We start from the raw sequence: 25354 nt of genomic DNA, 5'->3' as shown, positions 1-25354 counted from the left end.
CTGGGTGTCATAGCAAATATTCACGAAACCCCAGTGCACATCCGGCCCGCTCGGAGCTTGCCCCGGTTTACGGACGGTTTGTACCATGACTGTTTTTCCTTCTTGGGGAACTTATTTCCGGCTCTGACGGACCCGGAGAGAACCGAATGACCCTCACTTTTATTATCGGCCGCTCGTCGACATCACCCAGAGAAAGCCGGGCCCCGCTGGTCTGCGGGGCCCGGCCTTCTCTGTGGATGGTGGTGTGCGGTTCAGCGTCCCCGGCTGCGGTCTGCGCTTCGCTCTGCTGTACGCGCCGTCGCGGTCTTGCGTGCTTTGCGGTTCTTGGGTGTGCGGCCAGCTTTGGCGACCATGGTCGCTGTAGGCGCGGAGAACCCGTGGGAGGAGTCGACGACTGCTTCGCGTGCGTCGGGTGTGACCCCTTCGGCTCTCAGGTCGGATTCATTGGCGCGGTCGTAGGCGATGTCCTCACCCTGCGCGCCCTGCTCTTGGGCTCGTTGTTCGTCGTTGTGCCACAGTTCGGCCGTTGCTTCTTCGGCGTAAGCCGTGCGGCGTTCGACGTCGGATCGGTGCTCTCCCCGTGCTGCGATCTCTGGGTCGGTGTGGGTCGCGTCGGCCTCACCGGCTCGCGCCGCAGCGCGGGCGTTTGCCGCGTCGATCCGGTCGCCGTACTCGGCTGCCTGGTCGGCCAGCACGTCGACGAGCAACCAGTCCCGACCTCGGCCGGGTGCCGCGTTCTGTTGCTCACTGGCCCACTGGCCGGGGTCAGTGCCGAACCGTGCAACGAACTGGCGATGCAGCTGCTCGGCTGCGGCCTGGTCGCCGGGGTTGCTGGTCGCGGGAATGCTCGCGGCCTGCCAGGACCGGGCCAAGTCCTCTTGCGAGATCTCCCGAGCCACTTCGGGGTCGAGGTGTTTCGCGTACGCGGCACGCAGCTGTTCGTCCATGGTCGCGGTCCTCTCCGAGACCCCGGAGATCTCCTGCGCCTGGCGGAGTTGTTCGAGTTCGAGGGCTCCGCGTTCGTCGACGCCGGCCGCCCATGCTTCCTCCAGGCGGGCTGTCCGTTCCGCGTCGTCGAGGCCGGCCAGGTTCTCCCCTGACCAGCGCGCCCACTCTTCGTGTCTGCTGCGCAAGGGGATCGCGCCGTGGTCGCGTAGCGCGGTCATGTCTGCCAGGAGTTCTGTTCTTGCGTCTGACCCGTGCAGCCGCTCGTCGACGTGCCGGCGGTAGTACGGCGGTGCGTGCTCGGCCGCGAATTCTTGAGCCTTACCCACGGTCAACTTCGCGACCGGCGCGGACTTGATCTTCCACGTCTTTTCGAGTTCACGTAGTTGCGCGGCGGTGGGGTGTTCCCCGGCGGGTGGGTCCAACTCGGCGCGGCCCAGGTGCCGAGCCCACTCACGAACCGCTGTTTCGTGGCTCAGCTCCCCGGCCCGGGCCCACTCATCATGATCGTTAACCAGTTGGCCGGCGACGGCGAGGTTCAGCGTCCCATCGGCCGCGAGGAGCCGATCGTCAACGTGACGGGTGTAGTACAGCGGGGCGTCTCTTTCAGCCCATTCCACCGCACGGTGCACTCGCTCGTCGGTCACCTCAGCGACAGCTGAAGAGGAGGTTGGGCCCGCAGCGTGTGCGGCGGCTGCCCGGGTCAGGATCTTCGAGGGTTCCTGACCGTGCTTGGCCAAGATCGCCTCCCTGATAACCCGTGCGGACTCACGAGCGAACGGGTCCTGCTCTGACCAGAAACGTGCCTGCTCCCACGCTTTCGAGGCCTGCTCCGGTGTTGCCCGCTCGAGCGTCGCCGGTTGGGTGAAGGGCCGGTACACCATCCGGGCCGCGTCTCGCTCGTCCAACCAGACCCGGTCAGCGGTCTGCAGGTGCCGCTGCTGTTCGCGCCCGATCCGCTCTTGGGCGCGTTCGGTGTCTTGACGTCGTTGACGTGCGTCCTGCTCGCGTTGCCGTGCTTCGTGCTGCGCCTGGTTCAAACGGGTGGCTTGCTCGCGTTCCCGTTCGGCCTGGCGGCGCGCGACCCGCTCCCCCAACTGTCCCAGTCCCATGAGGGCGGTGCGCAGCACCCGGTCGAATTCCTGCCCGATCTCATCACTCATCGTGTCTCCTTCGTCTGGGCCGCGGGGCGGCCGCCGATCTCTGCGTCGTCATCGACCGGGAACAACCCAGCCGGCGGCTGGACGTTGCTCCAGATCGGCTGTTGCCGGTGCATGCCGCGTTCCGCGTCGCACTGTTTGAACGGTCCGCTCTCACGGGTCAGGGCGGCCATGTGCACGTCCAGGTGATCGCGCCACCACACCGACAGCGCCGGTGCTGGTTCGCGCCGCATCACCTCGAACGCTTCCCAGCACGCTGACAGGCGGGTGATCGCTTCGGCGTGCTCCCACCACCGTCCGCACCACGCGATCCCGTTGGTGGGGTGTCGCCAGTTGGGAAGGACGTAGGACTCCACGAACAACGGTAGCGACGCGAACCGCAGCCGTACCGGCTCCTGCGCGTCGTCGTCGGTAGGCACCGAATCGGGTTGCCCACCAAACGAACCGGACACCCCACCTGAGTTGGCAGTGAGTGCTTCGTTCTCCCCGGTGGGGTTGCGTTTCACCACCGCGATCTCGCCCCCTTGAACCCTGCATCGGTTCCTGCGCCGGCGGCTGTCGCCGCCCAAGCCATCGGGCGTGCACCGTCGACGTCACTGGCTTCCTGCGCGGGCCGGTACAGCTCACGCGAGGAGGTGACGGCCTCGTTCGTGGAGGGGGTGGCTGACCAGTGGTCGAGCCGGATCAGGATCGGCCGGGAGCCCGAGGCGTGCAGGATCGCCCGGCCTTGCTCCAACGCAGTCAGGTCGGCCAGCGTCACGATGTGCTCCTGGCGGTGCGTCTCGTTCGTGCTCGACCCGCCCTTTCCGCGGCTGCGGGTGCGTTCGACCCAGTGACGGTCCCCGATCATCTGCACCACACCGGGCAGGAACTTCTCATCACGGATCCCGCGCCCGATCAGCAAAGCGTTCGCGCTGGAGTACATCTGTCGCCACCCGTTCTCCCCCCAGCACTCTTCGCCTTGGGCAGGGTTTTGCAGGTACACCGAGATCAGCAGTCCCAGGCCGCCGTAGTAGGTGAACAGGTCGGGCAGTTCGGGGATGCGGCACACGTTCGCGGCCTCGTCGAGCTCGAACACGATCGGGTTCGCTACTCGCCCACCTTGCCGGGAGGCGAGCTGTTCGCCGGCGATCATCACCGCCCGGGTCAGCGCAGCCACCACGGCACGGCCGGCGGCTCCGCCCCGGCCTTTCGACAACAGGTAAAGCGTGTCGGTCGAGGTGACGAACTGCTCGGCCGTGAACCGGCGCCGTGTCTCGCCCTCACCGGACGGTGCGATCCACCGCACCACCGCGGGGGATCGCATGAATGACACCCATTCACGGGCACCGCCGTACACACCGTCCCGCTGCTTCTCGGTGAGGTTCATCTTCTCGCGAAGATCGGTGGCCACCTGGGAGTACCCGTGACGTTCCAGCAGGGCCAGCGGGTCGGCATGATCCATTCGCTGGTTTGGGTCGGACAGCCACTCATACACCTGCGTGATGGGCTGTTCACCGACCGCGGCTGCCAGCAGCAGCCCGGACAGCAACGCCCGCGACGCCGAGGTGAAGTAGGCGTCCGTACGGGCGTTGCCCGGGGTGACCGCGGCCGAGAGGATGTCCACCAGCTCGTCCGCGCGCTCGACCCCGTCGACGAAGTCGAGCATGTTCCAGTACCACTGCGGGTCATTGCCCTGACCCCCGACTTGCCCCGTGATGTTCTGCAGGTCAAGACACCAGATCGTGCCGGCCGCTTCCCGGCCGGCGCGGGTGTCGTAGTACACGTCCGGTTTGTTGCTGGTCGTCACGACCGGTAGGCCGGTTGCCCGCAGGATCCGCGGGACGACCTCGCACGAGGACTTACCGGCACGGGTTCCCATCACCATCAGCAGGGACCATTCCCACCCAGACCACAGCCGCCGCTTGCGCAGGATGCTGGTCCCGACCGGCAGCCCCGCACCGGTGACGCCAAGCCGCTCAGCGGCCTTCGTACCGGCCTGCTCGGTGAGCGGGTTGATGTCCCGGTTGGTCGACATGTACTTAGCGCGGGCGTCGATCCGGGCGCGGGACTTGTTCCAGCGCCACCACGCTCGAGCACCCCACACCGTGCACGCCACGAGCACGATGCCCTCCAGGATCAGGATGGAGGTGGCGGTCGTCGACCACAGCGCAGCATCGCCGGTCACGGCCTGCATGATCCAACCCACTGGGGAGCCGTGGCCGTGTCCGCCGGCGGCCGCGGCCACCCACACCATCAGCCCACCCAGGGCGATGATGCCGACGGCGCCGAAGCCGCACCCGGCCAACACCACATCCTGGCCGCGCCGGTCCTGACGCTCCGGTTGCCGCATCACATCCCCCGTTCACTCTCGGTACTGCTGCTCAGATTCCGTTGGAAGTGGGCTGGTTGTGCGGCCACTACTGGTGACCGCTCAACCACCCCCGCTCGCTGCTGCGCCGCGAGGGTTTGCAGCTGCTCCCGCACCGACGCGCGGCCGGTGTCCGCGGCCTGCACTGCCTCGAATCCGGCACCCGGCTCAGTGCCGGCAGCCACCCCACGGGGCTCGTTGCCGGTCGCCAGCGGCAGCGTGACTTCCGCGGCTCCGGTGACGTGCGCGGCCAGCGCGTCCCGCACGGCTTGCACCTCGACTCCGGCTGCGTTCGCGATCCGGGCCGCGTCCGGTGCCCAATAGCAGGGCTCCCGCTCCGCGGCAACGCTCACGGCTTCGCTGGTGCGGCCGGCGCTGAGGTGGTACTTGATGAGCACCTCACCGGCAGGGCGCGCCTGATCCAGCCTTGTCTGGATCCCGGCCGCACCGTCCGTTTTCAGCACATCGGCCGGGTCTGCTCCTTCGGGCCCGGTCGTCATCAACGGTTCCACCCCGTACTGCGTCAACAACCGGAAGTCCCGCTCGGCGGCTTCCCACCCGGGGCCGTCGTTGTCGCGCCACACGATCGGTTCCTGAGCCAGCTCGGCCAACCGTTCGGCATGCCCTTGAGTGAGTGCCGTTCCGAGGGTGCCGGCACCGACCACCCGTCCACCCGACCCGATCGTGATGGCCAGGGCGTCCGCCGGCCCTTCCACGATCGCGACCTGCCCACGAACCGGCAGAGCCGAACAGAACAGTTCGCCCTTGTCGAACAGTTCGGTTCGCTTGGTGTTGATGTACTTCGCTGTTCCGGGGTTGTCAGGGTTCTCCCGGCCGACGAAGCCGGCGATGCGGCCAGTGTCGTCGTGCACCGGCATCACGACCCGGTCGCGCATCAGGTCCACGACCCGGCCCCGGCCCGAACGGAACGCGACACCGACCTGCAGCATCTCCTCCTCGCTGACCCCTTCGGACTGCAGATGCTCCACCAGTCCACGCCACCGATCAGGTGCGCACCCCGGCCGCGCTCCGCGGTCGCCGGCCAGATCAACGTGGGTGCGGCCGGTCAGGTGCTCTTGCGCCCACGAACCCTCGTAGTGCGACTCGAACCATTGCGCCGCCAGCTCGTTGATCGCGTACATGCGATCCACGACAGCGGGGTCGAGCCACTGCCGGGCCGCGGCCCGGCGGTCGCGTTCTGGTGAGGGCGCAGGCCGCCGGGACGGTTCTTCCCACGCCGATAGGGCTGCCCGGGTCAGTGCATCGTTCGCCAAGTCGGGGTCGCTCATCGCAGGCTCCGCTCGTCGTACATGCGCGCGGCCCGCAACTCATCCCAGGAGCTGTTGGTGTCGTTGACCTCTTTGACCACCGGGGACAGGTTCGCCCGGAACGCGACACCGGGTGACCGGCCCACCTTCAGCAAGAACTTCCCTCGCCCGGGCGGCTCACCTTCCTGGCTGGTGTCCGGGTCCACCGCCGGCTGGTCGGTCCATCCCACGAGCTGGTCCTGCTCCGTCTTCGACATGTCGAAGACGGTCACCAGGTTGCCCATTTCCTTACGCGACAACCCGCCCATCACGACCAGGGGCGATTTCTCCACGAACCCCCACGCAAGCGTCGTCAGCTGCGGGTCCGGCAGGCGCAGGTCTTCCATTGTGTGCGTGCAGAAGATCGCCCCGAGCTTCAACGTGCGGATCAACCGGATCATCACGTCGAGGTACTTCGCGATCACCGGCAACGCCTTCAATGGTCGGTGTAGTTCGTCTCCGACCAGTAGATAGGTGCGGTCCTCGATGACACCGGCCTCGGCCAGGTACTTCGCGGCCGCGACGGTCGACGACAGCAGCGACCAGGTCGCCAACTGTGCCGCGCCCATCAGCTCGTCTGCTCCCTGCGGGATGGAGGACAGGTCCATGTCGACCGGACGGGTCAGGTCCAGGTCGAAACTGGACTGCCCGGCGAACGTTGAGCCGAACGGCCCATCACCGCCCAGGGCTGCCAGCGACCGCAGCAGCCCTTCGGACAGGTCGTCGTATCGGTTGTCGTCGCCGCGGTCATAGGCGACCTGGCGAAGGCGCGGGTGCCGTGCGGCCACCACGGCGACCAGGTCTTCCAGGACCGGAATCCCGTCATGCTCTTGGTCCAGGACGTCGATCCCGGCCGCGAGCAGCGTCTTTTCGGTGTCTGCCAACGGTTTCCCACGCACGATCTCCAGGAGTCCCTGCGTGAGGTTGATCCGGGAGTTGCGGATCATCGCCAGGCATTCCAGCAGTTCTTTGTCCGGCAAGTTTCCGATGTACCGGGCCATCGGTCCGGGGTCGAGCGGGTTGATGGTGCCCGCTCCTGGGCCCACCTCGATGCGGTACCCGCCGATTGAGTCGATGACCGGGCCGAAGTCGGTGCCCGGGCGGATGTCGCTCATGATGATCGGGGTGATGCCCCAGTTGGGCATGATCGACACCATCTGACGAATCAGGGACGTCTTGCCCAGTGCAGGCAGGCCCAGCACGAACATGATCGGTGACAGCAACCGGTTGGCCAGGAACCAACTGATCGGGTCGCAGCTGACCCGTTCGGCGGCCAGGGTGAGCGTGCGGCCGATCGGGACACCGACACTGGGCAGACCGCCACTGATCCCGAACGGGTAAAACGCACCGTTCACCTGCACCGAGGTTCCACGGATCTCCGGCGGCGGTTCCCGCCAGAACGTGCGGCCACCCCCGGGGCCGGTCCAGCCTCGCTCTCCCGGTTCGGACCCGGCCGCGTCCCACGGGTTCAACAACATCTTGGTCTGCTGCTTGCGCCGCTGCGCACGCTCGCGCTTGTCGAGTTCTTGGCGGGTCGGGCCCACCCCGGCCCATCGCCCCACGGTGACCCGTGCTGCCTCGTGCTGGTCTGGTTCCAGAAGGTCAGTCATCACTGGCTCCTCAACAGTTCGTCTCGTTTACAGGGCGTCGCGGACGACGTCGGGCAGCTTGGTTTCGCGGGCGACCACCAGGCCGATGGGCGTCGAGGCCATCGCCGCGACGGTCTGTGACCCGTACGCGATGCGGTGACGCAGCCGGCGACGATCCAGCAACCCTTCGATGGTGTTGCTGGAGAACTCCAGCTCTTCATCGGAGAAGGCCGTTGCGGTGACGATCATCGAGAACCGCTGCAGCAGGGCACCGGCTGATTCCTCGTCCTCGGTCTTCCGCGCAGCCGTCAGCTCGTCGCGCTGCCGGGACGTCAGACGCTCGTTCTTGGAGGCACCGAACGAGGCCGACTTCACCTGAGCTTCGGCGGACTGCGCGGACTTCACTGCTTCCTCCGGACGGAACAGGACCGCGACCCGCTTGCGCTGAACCTCCGCGTGCGGAGCAAGTAGCGGGTCCAACGCCTCATCTGTCTGCTCACCACGCGCCGGGCTGAGCATCACCCACGACCGCGACACCGCGCCGTCGTGCTCCCACCGGTCGTAATGCTCCAGCGCGAGCATGGGGCCGGCGTCACGCCAGTCCAGCCCGGTCCCGCGTCGAGTCTGACGGGCCTCGTCGATCGCGGCCTCGGCTGAGGGGTTGACCATCCCGTGCACGGTGTCGATGAGTTCCTGCGCGTCGCAGAACCGAGCCGTTTCGCCGGCCCCCGTGGTCCGAATGTCACCCAGGATGAACGGCAGTCGACCGGACAGGTACGTGCGCATCTGTTCCTCGGTGCGCGGCCTGGAACCCAACGTGCGACGCGCATCGAAGGTGATCGTGACCCACACACGGGTCATCGGTTCCCAGTCGTCCTCCCCCGCGAGAGCCTGCTCCAACGCGATCCGGGAAAACTCCGGTGCACCCTCGACCAGGCCACGGGTGGCGCTGGCCCGCTGACGCCGACCCGCGCCGGGCACGGTCTCCACGATCACCGACGCACCCGCGACCCGCTCCAGGCCCAGGGAGGCCAGGAAGCCACCCCACGACGCGACCAGGCGGTCGATCGTTTCCTGATCACGCCCGGCACGACCCGGAGGCATGCACCGCACCGCGACCGTCCACAGCTTCGACTTGGGCCACTCGATCACCCCGACCGGGTCGCCCAGGTTCGTCTCCCACTCGTGCAGCACCGTCTGTGCAGCCATACCCGGCAGCCGGGTCCGACCATCCGGGGTGCGACCCGTAGGGCCCTGCACCAACGCGGTCTCCCCACGACGCCGCGCGGCGCTGAACGCCCTACGTCGCGCGAGCCGGTGGGCCCGTGAGCCCTTGCGTGAGGGCCACACCAACGGGATCTCGACCAGCAACACGAACGCCGCCAGTGCCAGCATCGGCCACCACAGTTTGAAGAACATCAACGGCACCAGCAGGAACGTCGACAAACCCACGACGGCGCTCTCACCCGGTGAGGTCTTGAACAATCCAGGCCAGCCAGGCTTGCGGAAGTTGCCGTACCGGATCCGCTCCTTGGTCCCGGTCACTTCATCAGCGGTCGTCATCATCTACTCCTTGAAGTTCGAAAAGGGGGGGCCGGGTTTGGTTTGTGTGTCAGTGGCCGGGAGGGATCAATTGGTCCGAGGACGACATGCGTCGTCCCGCCTCACCAGCCCCGCGCGCCCACGACGGCAAAGCCATCTGGTCCCGCCGCGACGGCGGCACCTGCCCGCCTGGGCGGGTCGGTATCGGACGGGTCGTTCCACCCCTGCCCTGGCCGTAGGCCGGCGACCCGGACGGTCGCCACGACGACTCGGACGCCGTTCCGCCGGACTGTGCTTGCAGTGACGGCCGCGGTGGCGCAGCCGGTGGCGTTGGCGCAGCCGGTGCCGGGTTCGTCCCGCCGCCCTTGCTGACGCCCCCGGGGACCGAGTACGCACTCCGCACCCCAGCAGGCGCAGAACCGAACCCGGCCGCGCGTCCTCCCCCGCTGCTCGCCTCAGCACCGGAGCGAACGGTGCTCGTCGAACCGTTCGTCGCACCGGGCTGGCTCTTGGGTGCGCTCTGACCGTGCCCACCCGTTGCCATAGCAGCCGGTGCAGCTGGGATCGGTGAGGACGACTGCGGCGTCGACACATTCGTGCCTGTGTTCGCCCCGGTCGTCTTCGTGACCGGACCGCCGACCGATCCCCACCCGCCCGTCCCGGAGTCGGACGGGATCGCGTTTGGCGCCGTCCCGGAGTCGGACGGGATCGCGTTCGGCGCCCCCTTCGACAGCCCCGGATCGCTCAGACCCTGAGCACCACCAGCGAGGCCGCCACTCGAGCCGCCACCCATGAGAGCTGCGGCCTGCCGGCTGCCCGGTGCGGATCTCATTCCAACGCTCTGGCTTTGGTTTCCACCGTCGCCGGTTTGTCCGGTGCTGGTGCCCGTCTGTGACATCCGGCCCGTGGTCGACTTCACCGCCGAGCCCTGCGCGGCCCTCGACGAACCACCTGTGGCCGCACCCGCCTTGCCCATCGTCACGACCGCCGACCCGGCAGCGATAGCCGCTCCCGCGGCCGCGCCCCCGGAGAACGCGTTCGAGGTCGTGGCAGCAGCTAACGGGACGATGAACCGGATCACGGCCGGCAGCGCGATCGCCGCCATCAGCACGGTCATGAACCCGTACATCGTGTTCATGAACGCGTCTTTGGACGGTGCACCGTCGGTGCCGTTGCCGTAGATCAACATGAACCCCAGCGCGTAAATCGCCGCCGCCGCCGGCTTGTAGATCAAGAAGGAGATCAACAAACCGATCACCTTCTTGGCGCGGACACGCCCCTCATCACTGGCTGCGGTCGCGGCCGCGAAGTGCATCCACAGCACCAGCAACATGATCAGCGGCCCCCGCATCAGCATGAACATCAACTGCATCAGCGAGGAGAGGATGGCCAGCAACGCCAGGATGAACCACACCGCAAGTGACTGATTCGAAGACATCGCGTCGTTCACGCTGACCAGCCCCGACAAGGATTTGTTCTTCCCCGTGGTGGCCAGCAGCGACTCCGACAGGGCCGAAGTCGCGGCCAGTCCGGCCTGGACCGCTCCAGCAAGCCCGAGCTGCACCGCCACCACCATCAGCACTGACATGGCGGCCTCGCTGAACGGTCGGGCCGAGACCTGCCGGATCGCTCGCACACAGCACACGACCACTGAAACCAGGCTGCAGACTGCCACCCACCCCGACAGCTGATCGGACAGCAGCTGCATCGGCCCGATCATCGCGCCCTCAGGCTTGGTCACATCCGTGATCTGCGGATCCGGGAACTTCATCCAGAACGTCGACAGCTTCTCCAGGAGCATCACCATGCCCTCAAGGAAGCCCTTAACGATCTTCTCCCAAGCACCATCGGTGACCTTGTCGATGGCCTTGCCGCCTAGCTTCCCAGCGGCGCACACCGGGAGGTTGATGATGCAGCCGAAGTCGACGCCTGGCACTGCGGCCGTACCCACCGGGTTCATGAGGACTCCCCCGGGCCCCATCGGGTCATGGTCGCCAGCGAGTCCAGGACCGTCGGCGCAGGGCCGGCATTGGTCCCGTCAACCTTCCAATCTCCGTCCTTCCACACAATCCGCGGCGAGACCAGCGACCATTGCCCCGGCTGTGAACTCACCGCCACTGCCAGCTCGATCTGTGCCGCGTCCGGGCTCCACGCCAAGACTCGGTAGCCGGCGATGCTGAACTGAACCGAGGTATCCGACCACCCTGGGCTCTGCAGACCCCGTTCGCGGTGCGCACCGGGAGTCATCTGCTGCAAGTGGACCTGCCGCGCAACCTCCGGACTCTGGGTGAAACCCAAGTAGACGTTTGCAGCGAACGCGACCGCGCCGCGTGGGGAGCGGTCAAAGCAGCGCCGAACCCCGTCGGGTTGCTTCACCTTCGGACCGGACTCGGTCAACGGCGCAATCGCCTGGCCGGCGATCTCCCAGGTCGTCTTCCACGCGACGGTGTCCGCCGGCACCGTGTCTTCCTTCGGTGTCGGGCATGTCCCCCCCGGAGCGGGTTCGCTGGTCGCGGTGGTCGGGGCCTGCGTCGAGGGTGCCGCTGTGTTTGGTGGTGCCGAGGGGGTCACGGTGACGGTCGCCTCGCTCGAGGCCGTGTCGTCTCCGCCGCGACCGAACACAAAGACCGCGATCATCGCCACCACGACCAGGAACATCACCGGAACCGCGAACAGTGGCCACCCGGCACCACGCATCCCCCACGGTCGCGGATCGTCCACCCGCGGTCCGCTATCCGCGTTCTTCTTGTTGAACATGTTTGACCTCCTCGGTCACCAAACAGGTTGCGGTGCAGGGTTTTTCAGAACGCGAGGACCGAGCCGAACCAGGTGCTGATCGTTCCGAGCAGAGCGGCACCGACCAGAGCGATACCGATCGCCTTCATGCCCTCGTACACGCCGTGCCGGACGGCGCCGATGATCAGCCACACCGCGCCCGCGATGACTGCACCCAGCGCGGCGAGCCCACCGCCGAACAGGGCCCAGCCGATGAGGGTGTTGACCGCGTTCAGCCACGGCGGCTCCTGCGGGGTGATCGAAGGGACGCCTTGCAGGAATTGACCGACCAGGACCGCGGCGCTGGAGATGATCGCGCCCGCGACGAAGCCGATGAAGATCAGCTTTCCGCCCTCGAACGCGCCTCGACGGAAGGCGCCGACGATCATCCAGATCACGCCACAGATCACGCCGAGCATCACCGCCATTCCAGCGGTGTAGAGACCCCACCCGAGGTAGGTCATGAACCGGTCGATACCGGGGATTGCGACTGCGTCAGGAACTTCCATGATGTTCTCCTTACAAAGAGGTGTATGTGCGGTGAATGCTTTTGATGGACAGGCGAGTTCGCCACGACAGCGGAAGATCTGGTGAGGGGGACGTGGCCATCCGGAGGTCTTCGGACCACGGGATCCGCCACAACCTCGGCAGCACCCCTGACGCGCCGGGAGCGGCCTTCTTCATGGCCTTTGGCTGTTGTGGGGCGTCGTCGACCAGCACGACACCCAGCACCGTTGCGGCGGGCAACTGGCCGGTGTGCCAGGCATGCGCGAACGCCTTGACCGCTGCCAGGCCCGCGCCACGGGTGGTGGCCACCACCACGCACGGGCCTTCGATCGCCGTCGACGGATCCCACCGGCCCGCGTCGACCACATCGCAGCCCGCTTCGGAGAGCAAGGTCGTCAGCGTCGACGCACCCGCTCCCCCATGCAAACCCCAGACCTGCAACGGCCCGGTCGTCAGCGGTGCCGCTGACTGGTTCGCGTGCAGCGGTGCCCGCGGCCCGGGCTCGACAACCCGATCACCCAGAATCAGCGGGTCGGGCTCAGCGAACGGCTGCAGCGCTTCGCTCTCCATTTCGACCTCGGCCCGGATGAACGGGTTGCTCACCAGTTGAGCCGGCCGCTTCCCCCGGTGCTCGGATTCCGGAGTCGCCTTCAACAACTTCATGCCTTCACTCCCCTCTGCTCACGCGCCCAGCGGTGAGCCTCGATTCCTGCGATGAAGCGCGGTGGGTTCTGACCCGCCGCAACCTTGGTGTCGCCCGCTGGGTCACTGGACGGGCCTTCGGGGCACGGACCGGCCAGCCCGCTGCCACCCGACACCGGCAGCTGCCGCAACAACTCCGGGTTCGCGGTCAACGCGGCCACCATCTGCACCGCATCCGCCCAGAACGCGCCGTGATAGTTCGCGTCGGCGTTGCGCTGCACCCGATTCGCCGCCAGCGTCGGCGGCATCGAGGCGTAGTCGAACGTCCGCAGCACCTTCAAGAAGTTCTGCGCGGAGATGTACGGGGTCATCCGGTCCGCGTAACTGCCCCACGCACCGTTGTCTCGCTGCTGGAACAGGCCCCTGGAGTCCGGACCAGCCGCGTCCCCGCGGTCGAGCACCTGGAGCGACGACTCGCCCATCGCCGTCATCACCGCGATGGTGATCGCCTTGGCGTCCAGGCGCATGTCCAAGCCGGCCTTGATGATCTGGGCCGCGTTCGCGACCTGCTCACGCCCATAGGGACCCACCGACTTCGGCATCCACGACGCCCAGGCCGCGGTGCCCTGACCCTGCTTCGTTAGCTGCCCCCCGGCACCCTCCAGGCTCACCGGGCGAACCGCGCCCTGGGCGCCGTGCAGCGAAACGTGCACGTGGTCCTTGTGGTTCTGAGTGACCGATCCCCGGTCAGCCATCGGGGTCCATCCCGAACCGGGACGCTCAGCGCGCCAGACGCGCTGATACCAGATGATGTAGCGCACCCCCAGCGCCCCGGCGTTGTCCTGCAGGTACTTGGCAACTTTGTCGCCGGTGGCCTTCCCGTTCGGGATGTCGTTGGTCATGAAATCCAAAGCCAGCCCGGCCTGATGACCCTGCGGGTCATAGTTCGGGCCCGACGTCGGCGGCGGGCGGTACCCGCCAACCGTCTTGATGTTGAACATCGGCCCGACCCGGTTCGCCACCGACACCGTCTGTGGCTGAACCTTCCCCAGCCCGACGTACTGCGTCGACCCGCCCGGGCCCGATTGGGCCGGGGGTGCCGCGGCCGCCGGCGCACCGGTCACGCGGCCACCCACCGCAGGCAGAGTCACCCCGTGCTGAGCCATCCACGGCCGCGGATCAGTCGCCTTCCCGCCCACGAAGATCCCGAAATGCAGGTGAACACCGTTGACGTTGCCCGTTGCACCCTCGGTGCCGATCAACCGGCCGGGCCACACGGTGTCACCGACCTTGACCTTGGCCGACCCGGTCACCAGGTGGTTGTAATCCATCCGGGTTCCCGATCCGACGTCGACCTGAACCTGATGCCCCGAGTAGCGGTCGTTGCGGACCGTCACCACCCGGCCTGCCATCGCGGCCACGATCTGCGTCCCGTTGCCGTCGATATCGATCCCGGCGTGCAGCATGTACGTGCCCTTGAGGATCCCGCCCGGGTTCACTCGCATCCCGAAATTGCTCGTCACCACGCCAGGGCCCACCATCGGCAGCCGCACCGGACCCGTTGCGGTGCCACCCCAGGCCGCGAGGGCGGGGTCGCACACCGCTGACGTCTCGTCCTCGTCAACGCCAGGCGCCACAAGGACCGCGATCAACAGCACCAAGCCAAGGAAACCGGCCACGACACCGACCACGATCTTGTTCATCAATGCATCCCCTGCGGCAAGGTGAAGCCCTCCACCAGCCAGGACGTGCTCGGGCCACCAGCAGCAGCAGGCACCAGGTTGACCACGACATTCCCCTGCGCGGTCGGCACCATCACCGGAAACGCCCCCGTGGTCGACCCCTCAGGCACCCGTTGTGGCTCACCCGAGATCCGCAACGCCGGCACATTCGCCGGGTCCGTCCACTGGATCAGTGACCGTCCCCGCGGCGTCATCAACGGGTTCAACGCGCCCCGCCACGCCTTCTCCCCCACCGTGGGACGAGCCCACAGCTCGACAAACCGTTTCGCGGCCGCCCGCAAGGCCCGCTCACTGTCGGCAGGCAGCGAACCCGGCCCGTGGGTGGCCGGCGGAGTCGTCTGCCACTCACCCTCCTCATCACGAGAAACAGCACTCGACGACGACAACGACGACGAAGCCGGAGAAGAAGACGACGAGTTCAGCTCCCCTGCGTGAGTGGTCGCGGTCGAGGGAGTCGGAACCGACACCGGACTTGACGCCGTCACCGTCACCGTCCGGGTCTCACCGGACGGGGCCGTGTCGTCGCCGCACCCGGTCAGGCACGCCCAGGCGACCGCGCCGACCAGGAGCCCCGGAACGCATCGGTGAATCCGACGAACTGCGTTGCTCACTTCGCACCACCGCCCTTCGAAGCCGTCGAGGACGGTCGAACCGAAGAAGAGGGGGTCTGTGCCGTCGCCGACCGCCCAGAGGGGAGGGAGGAGGAGGTGGCCGTCGACGACGGCACAGACGAAGGCGACGACGCACTACCAGCACCACCAGGAAGGACAGTGCGCGTCGCGTACAAACGGGTCTCGGACCCCACCGAGGCGGGAATGAACGAGACACCGGAAATCTGGGCCGCAGGAACACCCACGTCGACCCCGGACGGAGCATCCACACTCCACAAGGTGCGCCCCTGCGCATCCACCACGACCGAAGAGCCACTGGCCTGCCCGAAGACCTGCTCATCAAGAACGCGAGTCGTGAGCCACCCCTTCGGCAACACCCGCGCCTGACCCGAGAAAAGATCCACCAGATAGTCCTCGATGACCGCCAACCGGCCCCCCGGTGACACCACTGCCTTCCCCGACACCGTCGAGGCTGACCACCCAGACCCCACCCCAGTTCCCCCAGGAACACGAGCCGTCATCACCGGCCGGGTCGGCGCACTCACACGGAACCGCTGCACCACCAGCTCCCTAGCCGGCGACTCCCAGCCGTACAAGAAACCATCCGGCGTCAGACCAAGCACACCCGCCGGCTTCGCGCCCTGGACGGGAGCCGCCAACCGGGCCGCGGCCGGAGCCACCCGCCCATCAGTCACCGACCACACCTGACCCGACCGGTCAGCCACCACCGCAGCCTCACCGTGCGTGCCCACCACGGACGCTCCAACCGGAACAACACGCGGCACCCACCGGCCAGCCTGGTCAATCAGGACCGTCGTTCTCGATACCTGGACCGCCACACCCGAACCCAGCAACAGCGGTCGTTCACCATTTCCCAGCGTGCGCGAGGCCCGCGTACGACCTCGAGCATCCAAGACGCGAACCTGCGACGACGAGGTGACCACGACCCCATCACCAGACGGCCACAACGAGGTCCCCGAAGCATCAACACGGACCGACCACACCTGAGCGCCGTTATCGGCCCGCAAACACCGCACCGCGCTATCGCGCCCGGAACGCATCACCGTCGCGACACACGAACCCAGGGCGACAGCCGGCGACGACGTCGACGACGCACCCAGTGATCCAGCCCCACTGTTGCCCAAAGCATCCGAGGACCACATGGCGACCATCTGCTCCCCCGAAGGAGACAGCACGGGCAGCTGGGTCGCCGTAGCAGACGGTGCAGCAACCGTCACCGTTCGCACCGTCCTCGTCGACGGCTCCGAGTCAGACATCCGCGACCCCACGATCGACGCGGCCCCACCCACGGGAATGGCCAACACACCAGTCAGGAGAGCGACCAAACCGGCCTTCTGGCGTCGCGACACAGCCGACCGCGTCACAACCGGTGCGTCCCACACTTGACCTGTCGCATCAACGATCAACGGCCACTCCTGGCCACCCATCGCCGCCCGCACTCGGACGGCCTTCACCGCGCCCTCCCTCGCAGCCGCCGCCTGTGCAGCGACCCGCATCACCGCGGCCGGTGGCTCCTCACCGTTCTCGAGCTCCACCCGGCGGCCCTGGAACCACGCCTGCCCCTGGTCGTCGACCTCCGCCGACAGCACCGGATACAACGGCACCGCCGGCGCTGAACCGGCCGTGCTCTCCACGTTCTTCATCGCGGCGCGGCGCTTCATCGCCCCATCACCAACCAACGTTGAGCACCCTGCCGGGCCGAGGAGAGGGGAAAGGACTTTTTTTGGGGGAGACCCCCAAGCCCGACAGGGTGGAAAAGGAGGGGTCCGCGGCCATACGCCGCCCCCAAGAAGCGGTACCGAGCACTCATGCCAGAACCGCCCGCACATCGCACATCACCGGATCGGCACTACCCGGAGGAATGACAACGCTGTGCAATGCCCGCAGGCGAGGTAGCCGCGACGTCAACTCCAAGTAGCGAGCGGCTTGTTCGCGCAACATCCGCAGAGACGCGTCCGACGGCAGCGTGGCCGCGATACATCCTCCGGGGTATCGGTTCCCCAGGATCAGGGCCCACGCATATGCCTCGGACGCGCACGCGCCGAGCGTGATCGCCGGCAGCTGCACCCACGCAGCCAGTGCCTCGCGCGGTAGCCCCTCGTCCGCGGACGGTCGGGCGGCAAGGTCGGGCAGGGTCATTGGACGAACTCCTCAGTGGTGCCGCGATGTTGAAAACCTTGAGGCGTACAGGTGTACTCCTCATGCATCCCAAGGTACACCTGTACGGCTCTATCTGGGGGCGTTGGTACCCCGTTTTCACTGGGGCTCGTCGAACTTGCGGGTAGTTGACTGTTGAGTAGGCGTACGCTCAGGCGCACGGAAGAGGGTTGGATCCTCGAACTCTGAAAGTGACTACCTCTGAGATGAGCAATCGTGCCGGCGCTCAGGACCTCCCTGGCCTCGCTGAGAACTTGCAGTGGGTCATGGACTGGCTGCCTGACCCCTCAGGCAGTCGCTGGACCTACGCCGCGCTAGCGCAGGCGTGCGCCGCGCATGGGGTGGAAATCTCGCCTGCGGCGATCCGGCACTATGCGTCGGGGCGGCGCAAGGCACCCCCGGCCAGGCTGCTGTTCGCTCTATCCGATGCTGTGGGGTTGGACCCCCGCTACTTCTGGAGAGACACCGAGCGGATCAAAGCTGAGATCGAACGGTTGGTCACTCGTCGCGAGTCGGGCTCCCCGGCCGACTACGCGGCCGATGAGGCGTAACCAAAGCGCAGCAGGCGCTCTGCCAGGTCCGGGTTGACGCCGACGATCCCTGCCCGTGCCAGGTCTTCGCGGGTCTGAGGGGGTACCGGTGCCTCGTCGACGCGCTCGGTGGAAACCGCCACTAGCTCGGCCGTGCCGTAGTCGCTACCCATTGGCGAGTCCCCTTCTACTCCTGGGTTTGTCCGTTGATGGACACCGCCATCAAACCCCGCGCAGTGGCCTCGTGGAAGGGTTGGCCGAGTTAGTTGGACAAAGCTTTACTATCCACTTTTTTGGATAGCTGGCTACTGTGGAGGTTGTGCTATTGCCCGCCTTCACGGACCGTTACAACGCACTCCTTGCCGCCAGCGAGGACTTGTCGACTGGGACCCCGCGGCCCTGGGGGCTGCTGCCCTTGAAAGCTGCGATGGAACAGGCAGGCTTCCATCTTTCGCGCAGCCAGCTATCCAACCTGCGTGCGGGGGTTACTCAGAACCCGTCCGGATTCGTGCTTCTAGCGATCGCGACCACGCTGGCGATTGACGTCCGCGTGTTCTTCGACGAGGCCGTGTTCTCGGAGGAACTTCAGCGACTCATCTTTGAGAGGGACGCGCGTCGGGGGCACGAGCTGGGATCGTCACCAGAGCGACGACGCTGACCAGCGCCAGCCCGCACGTCATCACGAGCCCAGCTCGGGGCACGTCCAGGGCTGCTGCCAAGGTGCCGTAGATCGCGAAACCTATCGGAATGCCTCCGAAGATCGCGGCCTGGCGAAGGGATGTCACGAAGCCCAGATGCGCAGTCGGCGTTGCGGTCGTGATGTGGGCGATGAACGTCTGGGCCGCGAAAGATAGTGCAATGCCTCCCCCGATCGCCGCAGACGTCACCTGCCAAGGAGCAGTCGAAACCGCCAAGGCGGCGAAGGCGATCGATGCCCCGAGCATCGCCAGCACACCCGAGCGCAGCCGGTCGCGTACCCGTCGAGCAGCGTGAGAGTAGGCGAACGCACCCGCGGCGGCACCCAGCGAGAATCCCAGAGTGGCTACCCCAAAGACCGCGCCAGACCAACCAAACTCCTTGGCCTTCAGGGGAATACCCGCGATCAGCGGTGCTGTGCTCGCCATGTTCCCCAACATGAAGATCAGGAGAAGTGCACCGACGGTGCGATCGCCTCTCACGACCTGGAGCCCCTGGGCCAGCTGCTGAGTGAATGCTCTTGGATGATGTGTCAGCACATCAACGGTCTCGCCGCGGATCGACTCAACGGAACCCGACCTCACTACCAAACCCAGCAGCGCACGCGCGAGCAGCAGCAGCGCAAGCATCGTCCACCCGACCACGCCACCGGTAAGGACAACGAGGGCGCCCGCCACCGGGGCTGCTGCTACCTCGATGACCTGAGTCGTCCACCCGATTGTGGCCGTTAGTTGCTCCTGGTCCTCTTCATCGGTCACTACCAGGCCGCGCAGACCGTCAATCGACGGCATATGTAGCGCGTCGACCAAGCCGAAGATGAGCGTTACTGCAATCAATGGGATCAGGCGGACGTTCGCATCCAGCAGCAGAACGCCGCCGAAGCCGGCCGCCAGCAGAATGCGCACGGCCAGGGTCCACCGAGCGGTCCTCAATAGACCAAGCCGGTCGCCCACTAGCCCGCCGGCGATCAGCAGTAGCGCTCGAGGAACGCTCTCAAGCCCGAGCAGGGCCGCTGTTACCCACGCACTGTCGGTCGAGTGCACGATGACCCACGCCAGTGCCACGAAGAACATCGCGGAGGCAGCGGTGTCGATCACAAATGCGGCGACGTACGGGCGCACCCCCGGTCGCTGATGCCACACCCGAGGGTTCTCTCCGGTGCTCAACGAGGAGACCCGAGATTCACTGGGAATCCCGCCAGAGTGACGTAAATGTGCTCCGTCTCCGCCCGGTCAGCACCACCAGCCTGTGAGATCTTCTTCCATCGCTCGAGCAGTTCGGCCAGCTGCTCGTCGAGCTGCTCCAGCTCCTGCGCAGTCAGCTGCAGCTGGTAGTCGCGGCCAATCGCTGCATCGGCCCAGTCGTCTCCCCACTCTCCGTCGCGCACCTGGTCATCGAACTCGCGCATGCGCGAGATGCGGCGGTAGGTGGTGGCGCGCTCCAGAGCCCGGATCGCAGCCGTCATCTCGGGATCCGTGGCCATGCTCTCGTCCCACTCCGCCTGCGGGCGGTGCCCGATCGGCACCTCTTCCCAGACGGTTCGGGTGCGGTCCGGTTCACCCACCACCCGAATGATCTGCGCGGCCTCAAGCGTGCGTAAGTGATGCGCGAGGGAGCGGTTCCCCGTTACCTTTATCAGCTCCGCTGTTGTGAGCCTGGTGCGGAATCGCAGGGCCTCCACGATTTGCAGCCGGGTCGGGTCGGAAAGGGCGCGGAATCGTTGTTGAAGCTGCTCGCTCGGGCCGATGGTCACGCCCTCGACCCTAGTCATGGTCAACATGGAGCGGCTAAGATCGTGGCTGAATCCGCCATGTAATCGATTCGGGAGGTGAGTGCCATGAAGAAGGTTCTGGCCACACTCATGCTCGCGGTTGCGGTCGTGGCACCGGTGGCAGCAAGTAGTGGTCCTTCGGGATCTGTCGAGGCTGGTCGCTGCACCATGTGTTAGTCCCCCCCGCGTGTCCGACCGGGCCACCGCATCGTCTCTTCGCAGGCGAGGGTGGCCCGCTCTTCATTTTTGAAAGGTACACCTGTACGGTACAGGCAATCGGCGCGTCGCGGCGACAAGAAACAGTTTCGATGGGAAGGTGTGCCCTATGGGACGCCAACACATGGGTGAGCGAGACTTCATCGCTGCCCGCCCTCCGAAGCGAGTTGCTGATGCCGCACGCGCACGGGCAGCCGAGCGTGGCGTATCTCTGTCGCAGTACGTCTCGGCGCTGATGGCCACCGACGTCGGCCTGCCTGACGCGGTGCCGCTTCCCGACGTGCCCGACTCCCCTCAGCCGAGGCTTCCCTTGGTCGGATAGCCGGTTCAGGGCAGGGCCCTGAAATGCCGAAAGCCGCCGTTGGCGCGGCGGCTTTCTCGGTAAAGCGTTGAGTATCTGAAGTTTTCGGATCCCCCGTTGGCGCGGGTTCCGGATCCACGAAGCCCGAAAGGTGGCCTTCTGCTGCCCACGATACCTCCTACCCATTTTCGCGTCCAGCTTCCCCGCCAGCGGGTTGGGGCTCGCGTGCCGAAGCCGTTGCTGCCGGCCGCTCGCGCGTCGACCGTCGCTGCGATCGCGGACCGGGCGCGACGCCCTGCCGCTCCCCCGGTCTCTGGGATTGGCGCTGGGTCGCTGCCTCGACGCGCCCGACGTCGGCTGCCGGTGTGGGCAAGCCGCCGCGCGTACATCGACCTGGTGCAGGCTCTTGCTGCCACCAGCGAGGTCAGGGAGGCGTGCCGCCGGCACGAGATCGCGGTGACCACCTGGTGCGCAGTGATGACGTCAGCTGCGATGCATGCGGACGGCCGCACCGGTGAGCTACGGGCAGAAAAGGCGATCGTGGCGGCCGACTGCACCCGCGAAGCCAAGACCGTCCAGCGAGCTCTGGCAATCGCCGCCGAGTTCGGCATCGCGATGGAGCTGTACCGCGGCCGCGAACTCGGACGAGACGAGCGCATGGCTCTCGCAGCCGAGTTTGGTCGTCACCCTCAGCGCGGGATCCCCTCGGTGTGGCAGCTGGCCTACATCCCGCCGCTGATCAGCCGCCGGTTCACCCGTCTCACCCGCCAGCACGCCGGCCGCTGGGTCATCTACCTCGGCCCCCAGCTCGTCGACAGCGCTGACTCGCTAGGGCTTCGTCCACCTTCCCCCTTAGGGGCAGCTTTTCGAGTAACCAACCTTCAACTTCTGAACCTTCACAGTCAAAGACCGGCCACAAGTGGCCGAAGAACGGACGCGGCTTCGCCGCGCCGGTCCCCCAAAAAGGCGTGTGATCCGCGGCGGAACGCCGCAGCGGCCACTCTGGCCGCTCAGATGGCCCTCCAGCTGCCCTGGCTGGACGGAGAAGCCGTTTCAAGGCTCACCCCATGCTTGATGAGGTTCGCTACCGCGAACGTGGCCTGGACGGCCGCTGACGTGATCGCGGCACTCACAGACCAGGGCCTGCGCCGCGGTCAACGTCTGCTCGACCTCGACCCGCACCAGATCCACACCCGCCCCGCAGTCGTGCTCGCCGGGCTCCTGCGTGACCTCGACGTCGACGCCGACCACCCCCGCCTCGTTGAGCTTGAGATCGACCAGCGCAGGGCCCAGCATGACGCCGCGGCGGCGATCCCGCCGCACGAGTGCGACCGCGGGTGGGTGAACGTCGTCGACGAGCACGGCCGCCACGCGGTAACCCGCTGCATCGGTGGGCCGGCTTGCGCCCGGTCCCCCCACCACGACGACCAGGATGACGATCCTGCGCAAGCCCAGGGGCGGTCCGCCGTGATGCCGGCCGCGGTTGCAGCCGAACTCGACGCGCGTCTGCGCGGCTTCCGAGTCAGTCGATCGTTCACTCCGCTCACCGTCGACCAGGCCCACGCGCGGCTACGGGCCTTGCCGGACTGGGGCCGGGCACTGCTGGCGGCCGCGCCGCCAGACCTCACCGCGGACGAGGCCGCGGTCTGGGCCGCGGCCGAGCACGTCCGCCGGCTCAGCTGAACCCCCATCCTGTCCCGGGTCCTCGTCGACGACTCGCGCCCCGGCTCGAATCCCGGGCCGTTTGTACCTGCCGCCCACCCGGTGATGTGTCAGCGGGCGCCGAAGGCTCTGTTCGGATCGGCGGGCACAGGTCGGAGGTCCGCCGCGGGCACCCACCGCTGCATGATCACGGCCTCCTCCTTGGCCGAGGCCGGTCCCGACCCGGCAGCAGTGGGTGGCTCGATGGCCACGATCACCAGCGCTTCCCACTGATAGCTGCGCCGGCGCCAGCACGCGAGTAACCCCTGCACGGGCGGCTCGAGCGGATGCGCCGCCGGGCCGAAGTGCCCCTTACCGCCGGCGACCCACACGTGCCGAGTCGAGGCCGGAGTCCGCCACGTTCGTTCGGATCGAGACTGCCCCACCAACCCCACAGTATCGAACACACGTTCTAATTTCTTCGCCTTCCTGTCAGGGGCCACGTCGCCACGACCGAAGAAGTGAGACAGGAAAAGTCGGCGGCCAAAGGTCACATTCGCGGCCGCCGGCGCACCTGTCCCTCGTAGAAGGACGACACGAAAGGGGCCCAAGGCCGTGACCAAGCAAGCTGATCCGAACAACGATGACGCACGCGACTGCCGCCAATGCCAGCGCGACTCCCACGACGCGCACCAGGCCGACGAACGCAACGTCGAGGTGCAGGGCCGGTCGCGCCGGTGGCGACGACGAGCGGTGAAGGCCGGTCGCGCCATCACCACTGCTGCTGCGATCGCGAAGGCGATCGCAGCAGCCAGCACACTGATCGATCTGCTCCAGTAGCGAATCCGACCGACAGACCGCAGGCCCGGACACGCCCTTCGGGGGCGTGACTGTGTTCAGCGGGTCGGCCGCGGCCTTCGGCCTCTGATCGGCCGACCCGCCCGGAGTCGGCTTCCAGCGTGGTCGGGTATGGCACGCGCAGGGCTCTCCCAGCCAGACACCGCGGGAACCCGACCTGTCAAGGCTCTCCGCTGCGCTCCGATCGCTTGCGCGACGGCCTGCGGCCGGCCTTGACAGCCCACCCTCCCGGTGTCTGGCAGGGTCGCCCCACGCGGGCCGCCGTCGGATCGCCCGGCGGTAGAGCAGGAGGCCGCTACGCGGCCGCTGCCTCAAGGAGGGGGTCCGGCCCATTTCCGGGCCGCTCAAATCTCCCGTCCACCATGTGAGAAGTCCCAAACAAAGCAGCCAAAACACTTCAATACATGCCATACATGCCATACACTTAATACATCAACACAACGGGGTACCACCCACACCAACCGAAAGGCACACCATGACCAACCAGCAGACCACCGAACCGACCACCGGATCGACCACCGAACCGAACGCGGCCACTGCGCTGGTCGAGGTCGACCCGCGCAGCATCAACATCGGCACGAACGTCCGTCTCGATGCGCGGCTGGACCGGGCGTTCATCGCCTCGATCCGGGACCGCGGCGTCCTGCTGCCCATCCGGGCGTACCGGGACGCAGACGGCGCGATCGTTGCCGTTGACGGGCAGCGCCGCACTCTCGCCGCCGCTGAACTCGGCCTCAGCACCATTCCCGCGTACGTCTCCCCCACCCCGGAGGATGCCGACCGCATCATCGACCAGCTCGCGGCCAATGACCACCGCGCCGGTTTGACCGCTGGGGAGCACGCGGCCGCGTTCGAGCAGTTGTCGGCGTTCGGACTGTCGGCGGCGCAGATCGCCAAGCGCACCGGCCACAAGCGCGCCCAGGTCGATGCAGGTCTGGCCGCGTCCGCGTCCGAACCGGCTCGTGAAGCGCTCAGCGCCCACACGGCCCTCACGCTCGACCAGGCCGCAGGGCTGGCGCAGGTCGAAGACGACCCCGCCGCCGTGAAGCGCCTGCTCGACGCGCTCCCCCAGGGCCAGTTCGACCACACCCTGCAGCGCATCCTCGATGAACGCGCCGAAGCGCAGGCCCGCGCCCTGCTCATCGACGCGCTCACCGCCCAGCAGGTGACCGTGATCGACCGCCCCGAGTACGACGACCGCAAGCCCGCCCAGCTGAGCCACCTGAAAGGAACCGACAAGGGCGGCATGGGCACCGAGGAGCACGCCGCCTGCGAGGGGCACGCCGCCTACATCGTCCGCGCCTACGGGGACGACCTGGTCGAGCCGGTCTACGTATGCACCGACTGGCGCAAGCATGGCCACCAGGATCGCTACGGAAGCAGTTCCACTAAGAAGCCCGCCGCTGAGATGACCGAGACCGAGCGGGAAGCTGCCAAGGCCGAACGCCGCGACGTGATCGAGTCGAACAAGGCGTGGAGGTCCGCCGAGGTCGTACGCCGGGAATGGGTGACCAAGTTCCTGACCCGCAAGACCGCGCCCAAGGGCGCCGCCGCGTTCATCGCGACTGCGATGTTCTACGACTCGTACGGCCTGAACCAGGTCGACCGGTCGATCGTCGAGTCCTTCATCGGCCACCGAGGCGGCTACGCCGACGACGGAGCGCAGGCCGCAGCCGACAAGGCGACCGAAGGCCGCGCCACCGTCCTCGCCCTCGGCTACGCCCTCGCCGCCGCCGAATCCGCGACTGGAACCCACTCCTGGCGCGAGGTCAGCAAGCACACCGCCCGGTACCTCACCTTCCTCGCCGACCAGGGATACACCCTCTCCCCCGTTGAGGAACGCGCCGCCGGGGTCAAACCGGCCAAGCGCAGCAAGAAGCAGCAGGACAGCCAGTAGGCCCATACACGCCATACGCCCCGGGTCTGCCACCCGCAGGCCCGGGGCTACATCGGCGCCGGCCCGCCCCGGGGAAAAGCGTCCCGGGGCGGGCCG

Annotated in this window: 20 protein-coding genes; 5 read left to right on the top strand and 15 right to left on the bottom strand. The window is 67.2% G+C overall.

The features are described from left to right. Positions 1 to 251 precede the first annotated feature (251 nt). The 11 genes from DFJ65_RS17020 to DFJ65_RS16970 all read right to left on the bottom strand — a co-directional run bounded on the left by DFJ65_RS17020 (position 252) and on the right by DFJ65_RS16970 (position 14520). On the bottom strand, positions 252 to 2108 hold the full coding sequence (locus DFJ65_RS17020; RefSeq protein WP_115924549.1) for a hypothetical protein: 1857 nt from the start codon (positions 2106 to 2108) through the stop codon (positions 252 to 254). Then, positions 2105 to 2524: a DUF4913 domain-containing protein gene (locus DFJ65_RS17015; RefSeq protein ID WP_170144169.1), complete on the bottom strand. Its 420-nt coding sequence runs from the start codon at positions 2522 to 2524 to the stop codon at positions 2105 to 2107. The genes DFJ65_RS17020 and DFJ65_RS17015 overlap by 4 nt, the downstream gene beginning before the upstream one ends. Positions 2525 to 2607: 83 nt before the next feature. Further along, a complete protein-coding gene (locus DFJ65_RS17010) occupies positions 2608 to 4437 on the bottom strand; it encodes a type IV secretory system conjugative DNA transfer family protein (RefSeq protein WP_115924544.1) in 1830 nt (609 codons plus the stop codon). Continuing rightward, positions 4437 to 5597 carry a toprim domain-containing protein gene (locus DFJ65_RS17005; RefSeq protein ID WP_245950503.1) on the bottom strand — a complete coding sequence of 387 codons (1161 nt, stop codon included), beginning with the start codon at positions 5595 to 5597 and terminating at the stop codon, positions 4437 to 4439. Before DFJ65_RS17005 ends, DFJ65_RS17010 begins: the two co-directional genes overlap by 1 nt. A 143-nt stretch (positions 5598 to 5740) precedes the next feature. Then, entirely contained in the window at positions 5741 to 7372 is a 1632-nt protein-coding gene (locus DFJ65_RS17000; protein ID WP_115924540.1) for a hypothetical protein, read from the bottom strand. 27 nt (positions 7373 to 7399) lie between these two features. Next, positions 7400 to 8914 carry an SCO6880 family protein gene (locus tag DFJ65_RS16995; protein ID WP_147301455.1) on the bottom strand — a complete coding sequence of 505 codons (1515 nt, stop codon included), beginning with the start codon at positions 8912 to 8914 and terminating at the stop codon, positions 7400 to 7402. Positions 8915 to 8963: 49 nt separating this feature from the next. After that, on the bottom strand, positions 8964 to 10853 hold the full coding sequence (locus DFJ65_RS16990) for a hypothetical protein (RefSeq protein WP_115924536.1): 1890 nt from the start codon (positions 10851 to 10853) through the stop codon (positions 8964 to 8966). After that, positions 10850 to 11650 carry a DUF8175 domain-containg protein gene (locus DFJ65_RS16985; protein WP_147301454.1) on the bottom strand — a complete coding sequence of 267 codons (801 nt, stop codon included), beginning with the start codon at positions 11648 to 11650 and terminating at the stop codon, positions 10850 to 10852. Before DFJ65_RS16985 ends, DFJ65_RS16990 begins: the two co-directional genes overlap by 4 nt. A gap of 44 nt (positions 11651 to 11694) precedes the next feature. After that, complete coding sequence (locus tag DFJ65_RS16980) at positions 11695 to 12177, bottom strand: hypothetical protein (protein WP_147301453.1); 483 nt, start codon at positions 12175 to 12177, stop codon at positions 11695 to 11697. 10 nt (positions 12178 to 12187) lie between these two features. Next, on the bottom strand, positions 12188 to 12778 hold the full coding sequence (locus DFJ65_RS16975; protein WP_147301452.1) for a DUF6668 family protein: 591 nt from the start codon (positions 12776 to 12778) through the stop codon (positions 12188 to 12190). A gap of 56 nt (positions 12779 to 12834) precedes the next feature. Next, entirely contained in the window at positions 12835 to 14520 is a 1686-nt protein-coding gene (locus DFJ65_RS16970) for a M23 family metallopeptidase (protein WP_115924527.1), read from the bottom strand. A 21-nt stretch (positions 14521 to 14541) separates the two neighbouring features. Between DFJ65_RS16970 and DFJ65_RS16965 the strand changes: the two genes are divergently transcribed. Together DFJ65_RS16965 and DFJ65_RS17245 are read left to right on the top strand one after the other, a co-directional pair. Then, on the top strand, positions 14542 to 14994 hold the full coding sequence (locus DFJ65_RS16965) for a hypothetical protein (protein ID WP_147301451.1): 453 nt from the start codon (positions 14542 to 14544) through the stop codon (positions 14992 to 14994). 149 nt (positions 14995 to 15143) lie between these two features. After that, entirely contained in the window at positions 15144 to 15557 is a 414-nt protein-coding gene (locus DFJ65_RS17245; RefSeq protein ID WP_147301450.1) for a hypothetical protein, read from the top strand. Between the two features lie 1440 nt (positions 15558 to 16997). Here the strand turns inward: DFJ65_RS17245 and DFJ65_RS16955 are convergent. From DFJ65_RS16955 to DFJ65_RS16940, 4 genes are all read right to left on the bottom strand, one after another. Further along, positions 16998 to 17330, bottom strand: a complete 333-nt coding sequence (locus DFJ65_RS16955; protein WP_115924521.1) for a hypothetical protein — start codon at positions 17328 to 17330, stop codon at positions 16998 to 17000. Between the two features lie 547 nt (positions 17331 to 17877). Further along, positions 17878 to 18051, bottom strand: a complete 174-nt coding sequence (locus tag DFJ65_RS17615; RefSeq protein WP_170144167.1) for a hypothetical protein — start codon at positions 18049 to 18051, stop codon at positions 17878 to 17880. 420 nt (positions 18052 to 18471) lie between these two features. Next, positions 18472 to 19695, bottom strand: coding sequence for an MFS transporter (locus tag DFJ65_RS16945; protein WP_147301449.1), 1224 nt, complete (start codon positions 19693 to 19695; stop codon positions 18472 to 18474). 41 nt (positions 19696 to 19736) lie between these two features. Continuing rightward, positions 19737 to 20327: a helix-turn-helix domain-containing protein gene (locus tag DFJ65_RS16940; protein WP_170144166.1), complete on the bottom strand. Its 591-nt coding sequence runs from the start codon at positions 20325 to 20327 to the stop codon at positions 19737 to 19739. 898 nt (positions 20328 to 21225) lie between these two features. On the opposite strand from DFJ65_RS16940, the gene DFJ65_RS16935 reads away from it, so the two are divergent. The 3 genes from DFJ65_RS16935 to DFJ65_RS16920 all read left to right on the top strand — a co-directional run bounded on the left by DFJ65_RS16935 (position 21226) and on the right by DFJ65_RS16920 (position 25258). After that, on the top strand, positions 21226 to 22545 hold the full coding sequence (locus DFJ65_RS16935) for a hypothetical protein (protein ID WP_115924513.1): 1320 nt from the start codon (positions 21226 to 21228) through the stop codon (positions 22543 to 22545). 573 nt (positions 22546 to 23118) lie between these two features. Then, positions 23119 to 23343: a hypothetical protein gene (locus tag DFJ65_RS16925; protein WP_115924507.1), complete on the top strand. Its 225-nt coding sequence runs from the start codon at positions 23119 to 23121 to the stop codon at positions 23341 to 23343. A 493-nt stretch (positions 23344 to 23836) separates the two neighbouring features. Beyond that, positions 23837 to 25258 (top strand): ParB/RepB/Spo0J family partition protein, encoded by a 1422-nt coding sequence (locus DFJ65_RS16920; RefSeq protein ID WP_115924505.1) that lies wholly within the window; start codon positions 23837 to 23839, stop codon positions 25256 to 25258. The last annotated feature ends 96 nt before the right edge of the window (positions 25259 to 25354 follow it).

The sequence above is a fragment of the Calidifontibacter indicus genome (genome assembly GCF_003386865.1).
Classification (GTDB): Bacteria; Actinomycetota; Actinomycetes; order Actinomycetales; family Dermatophilaceae; genus Yimella; species Yimella indica.
Note: the sequence above shows the minus strand (reverse complement) of the source record. Positions and strands in the feature narration are given on the sequence as shown.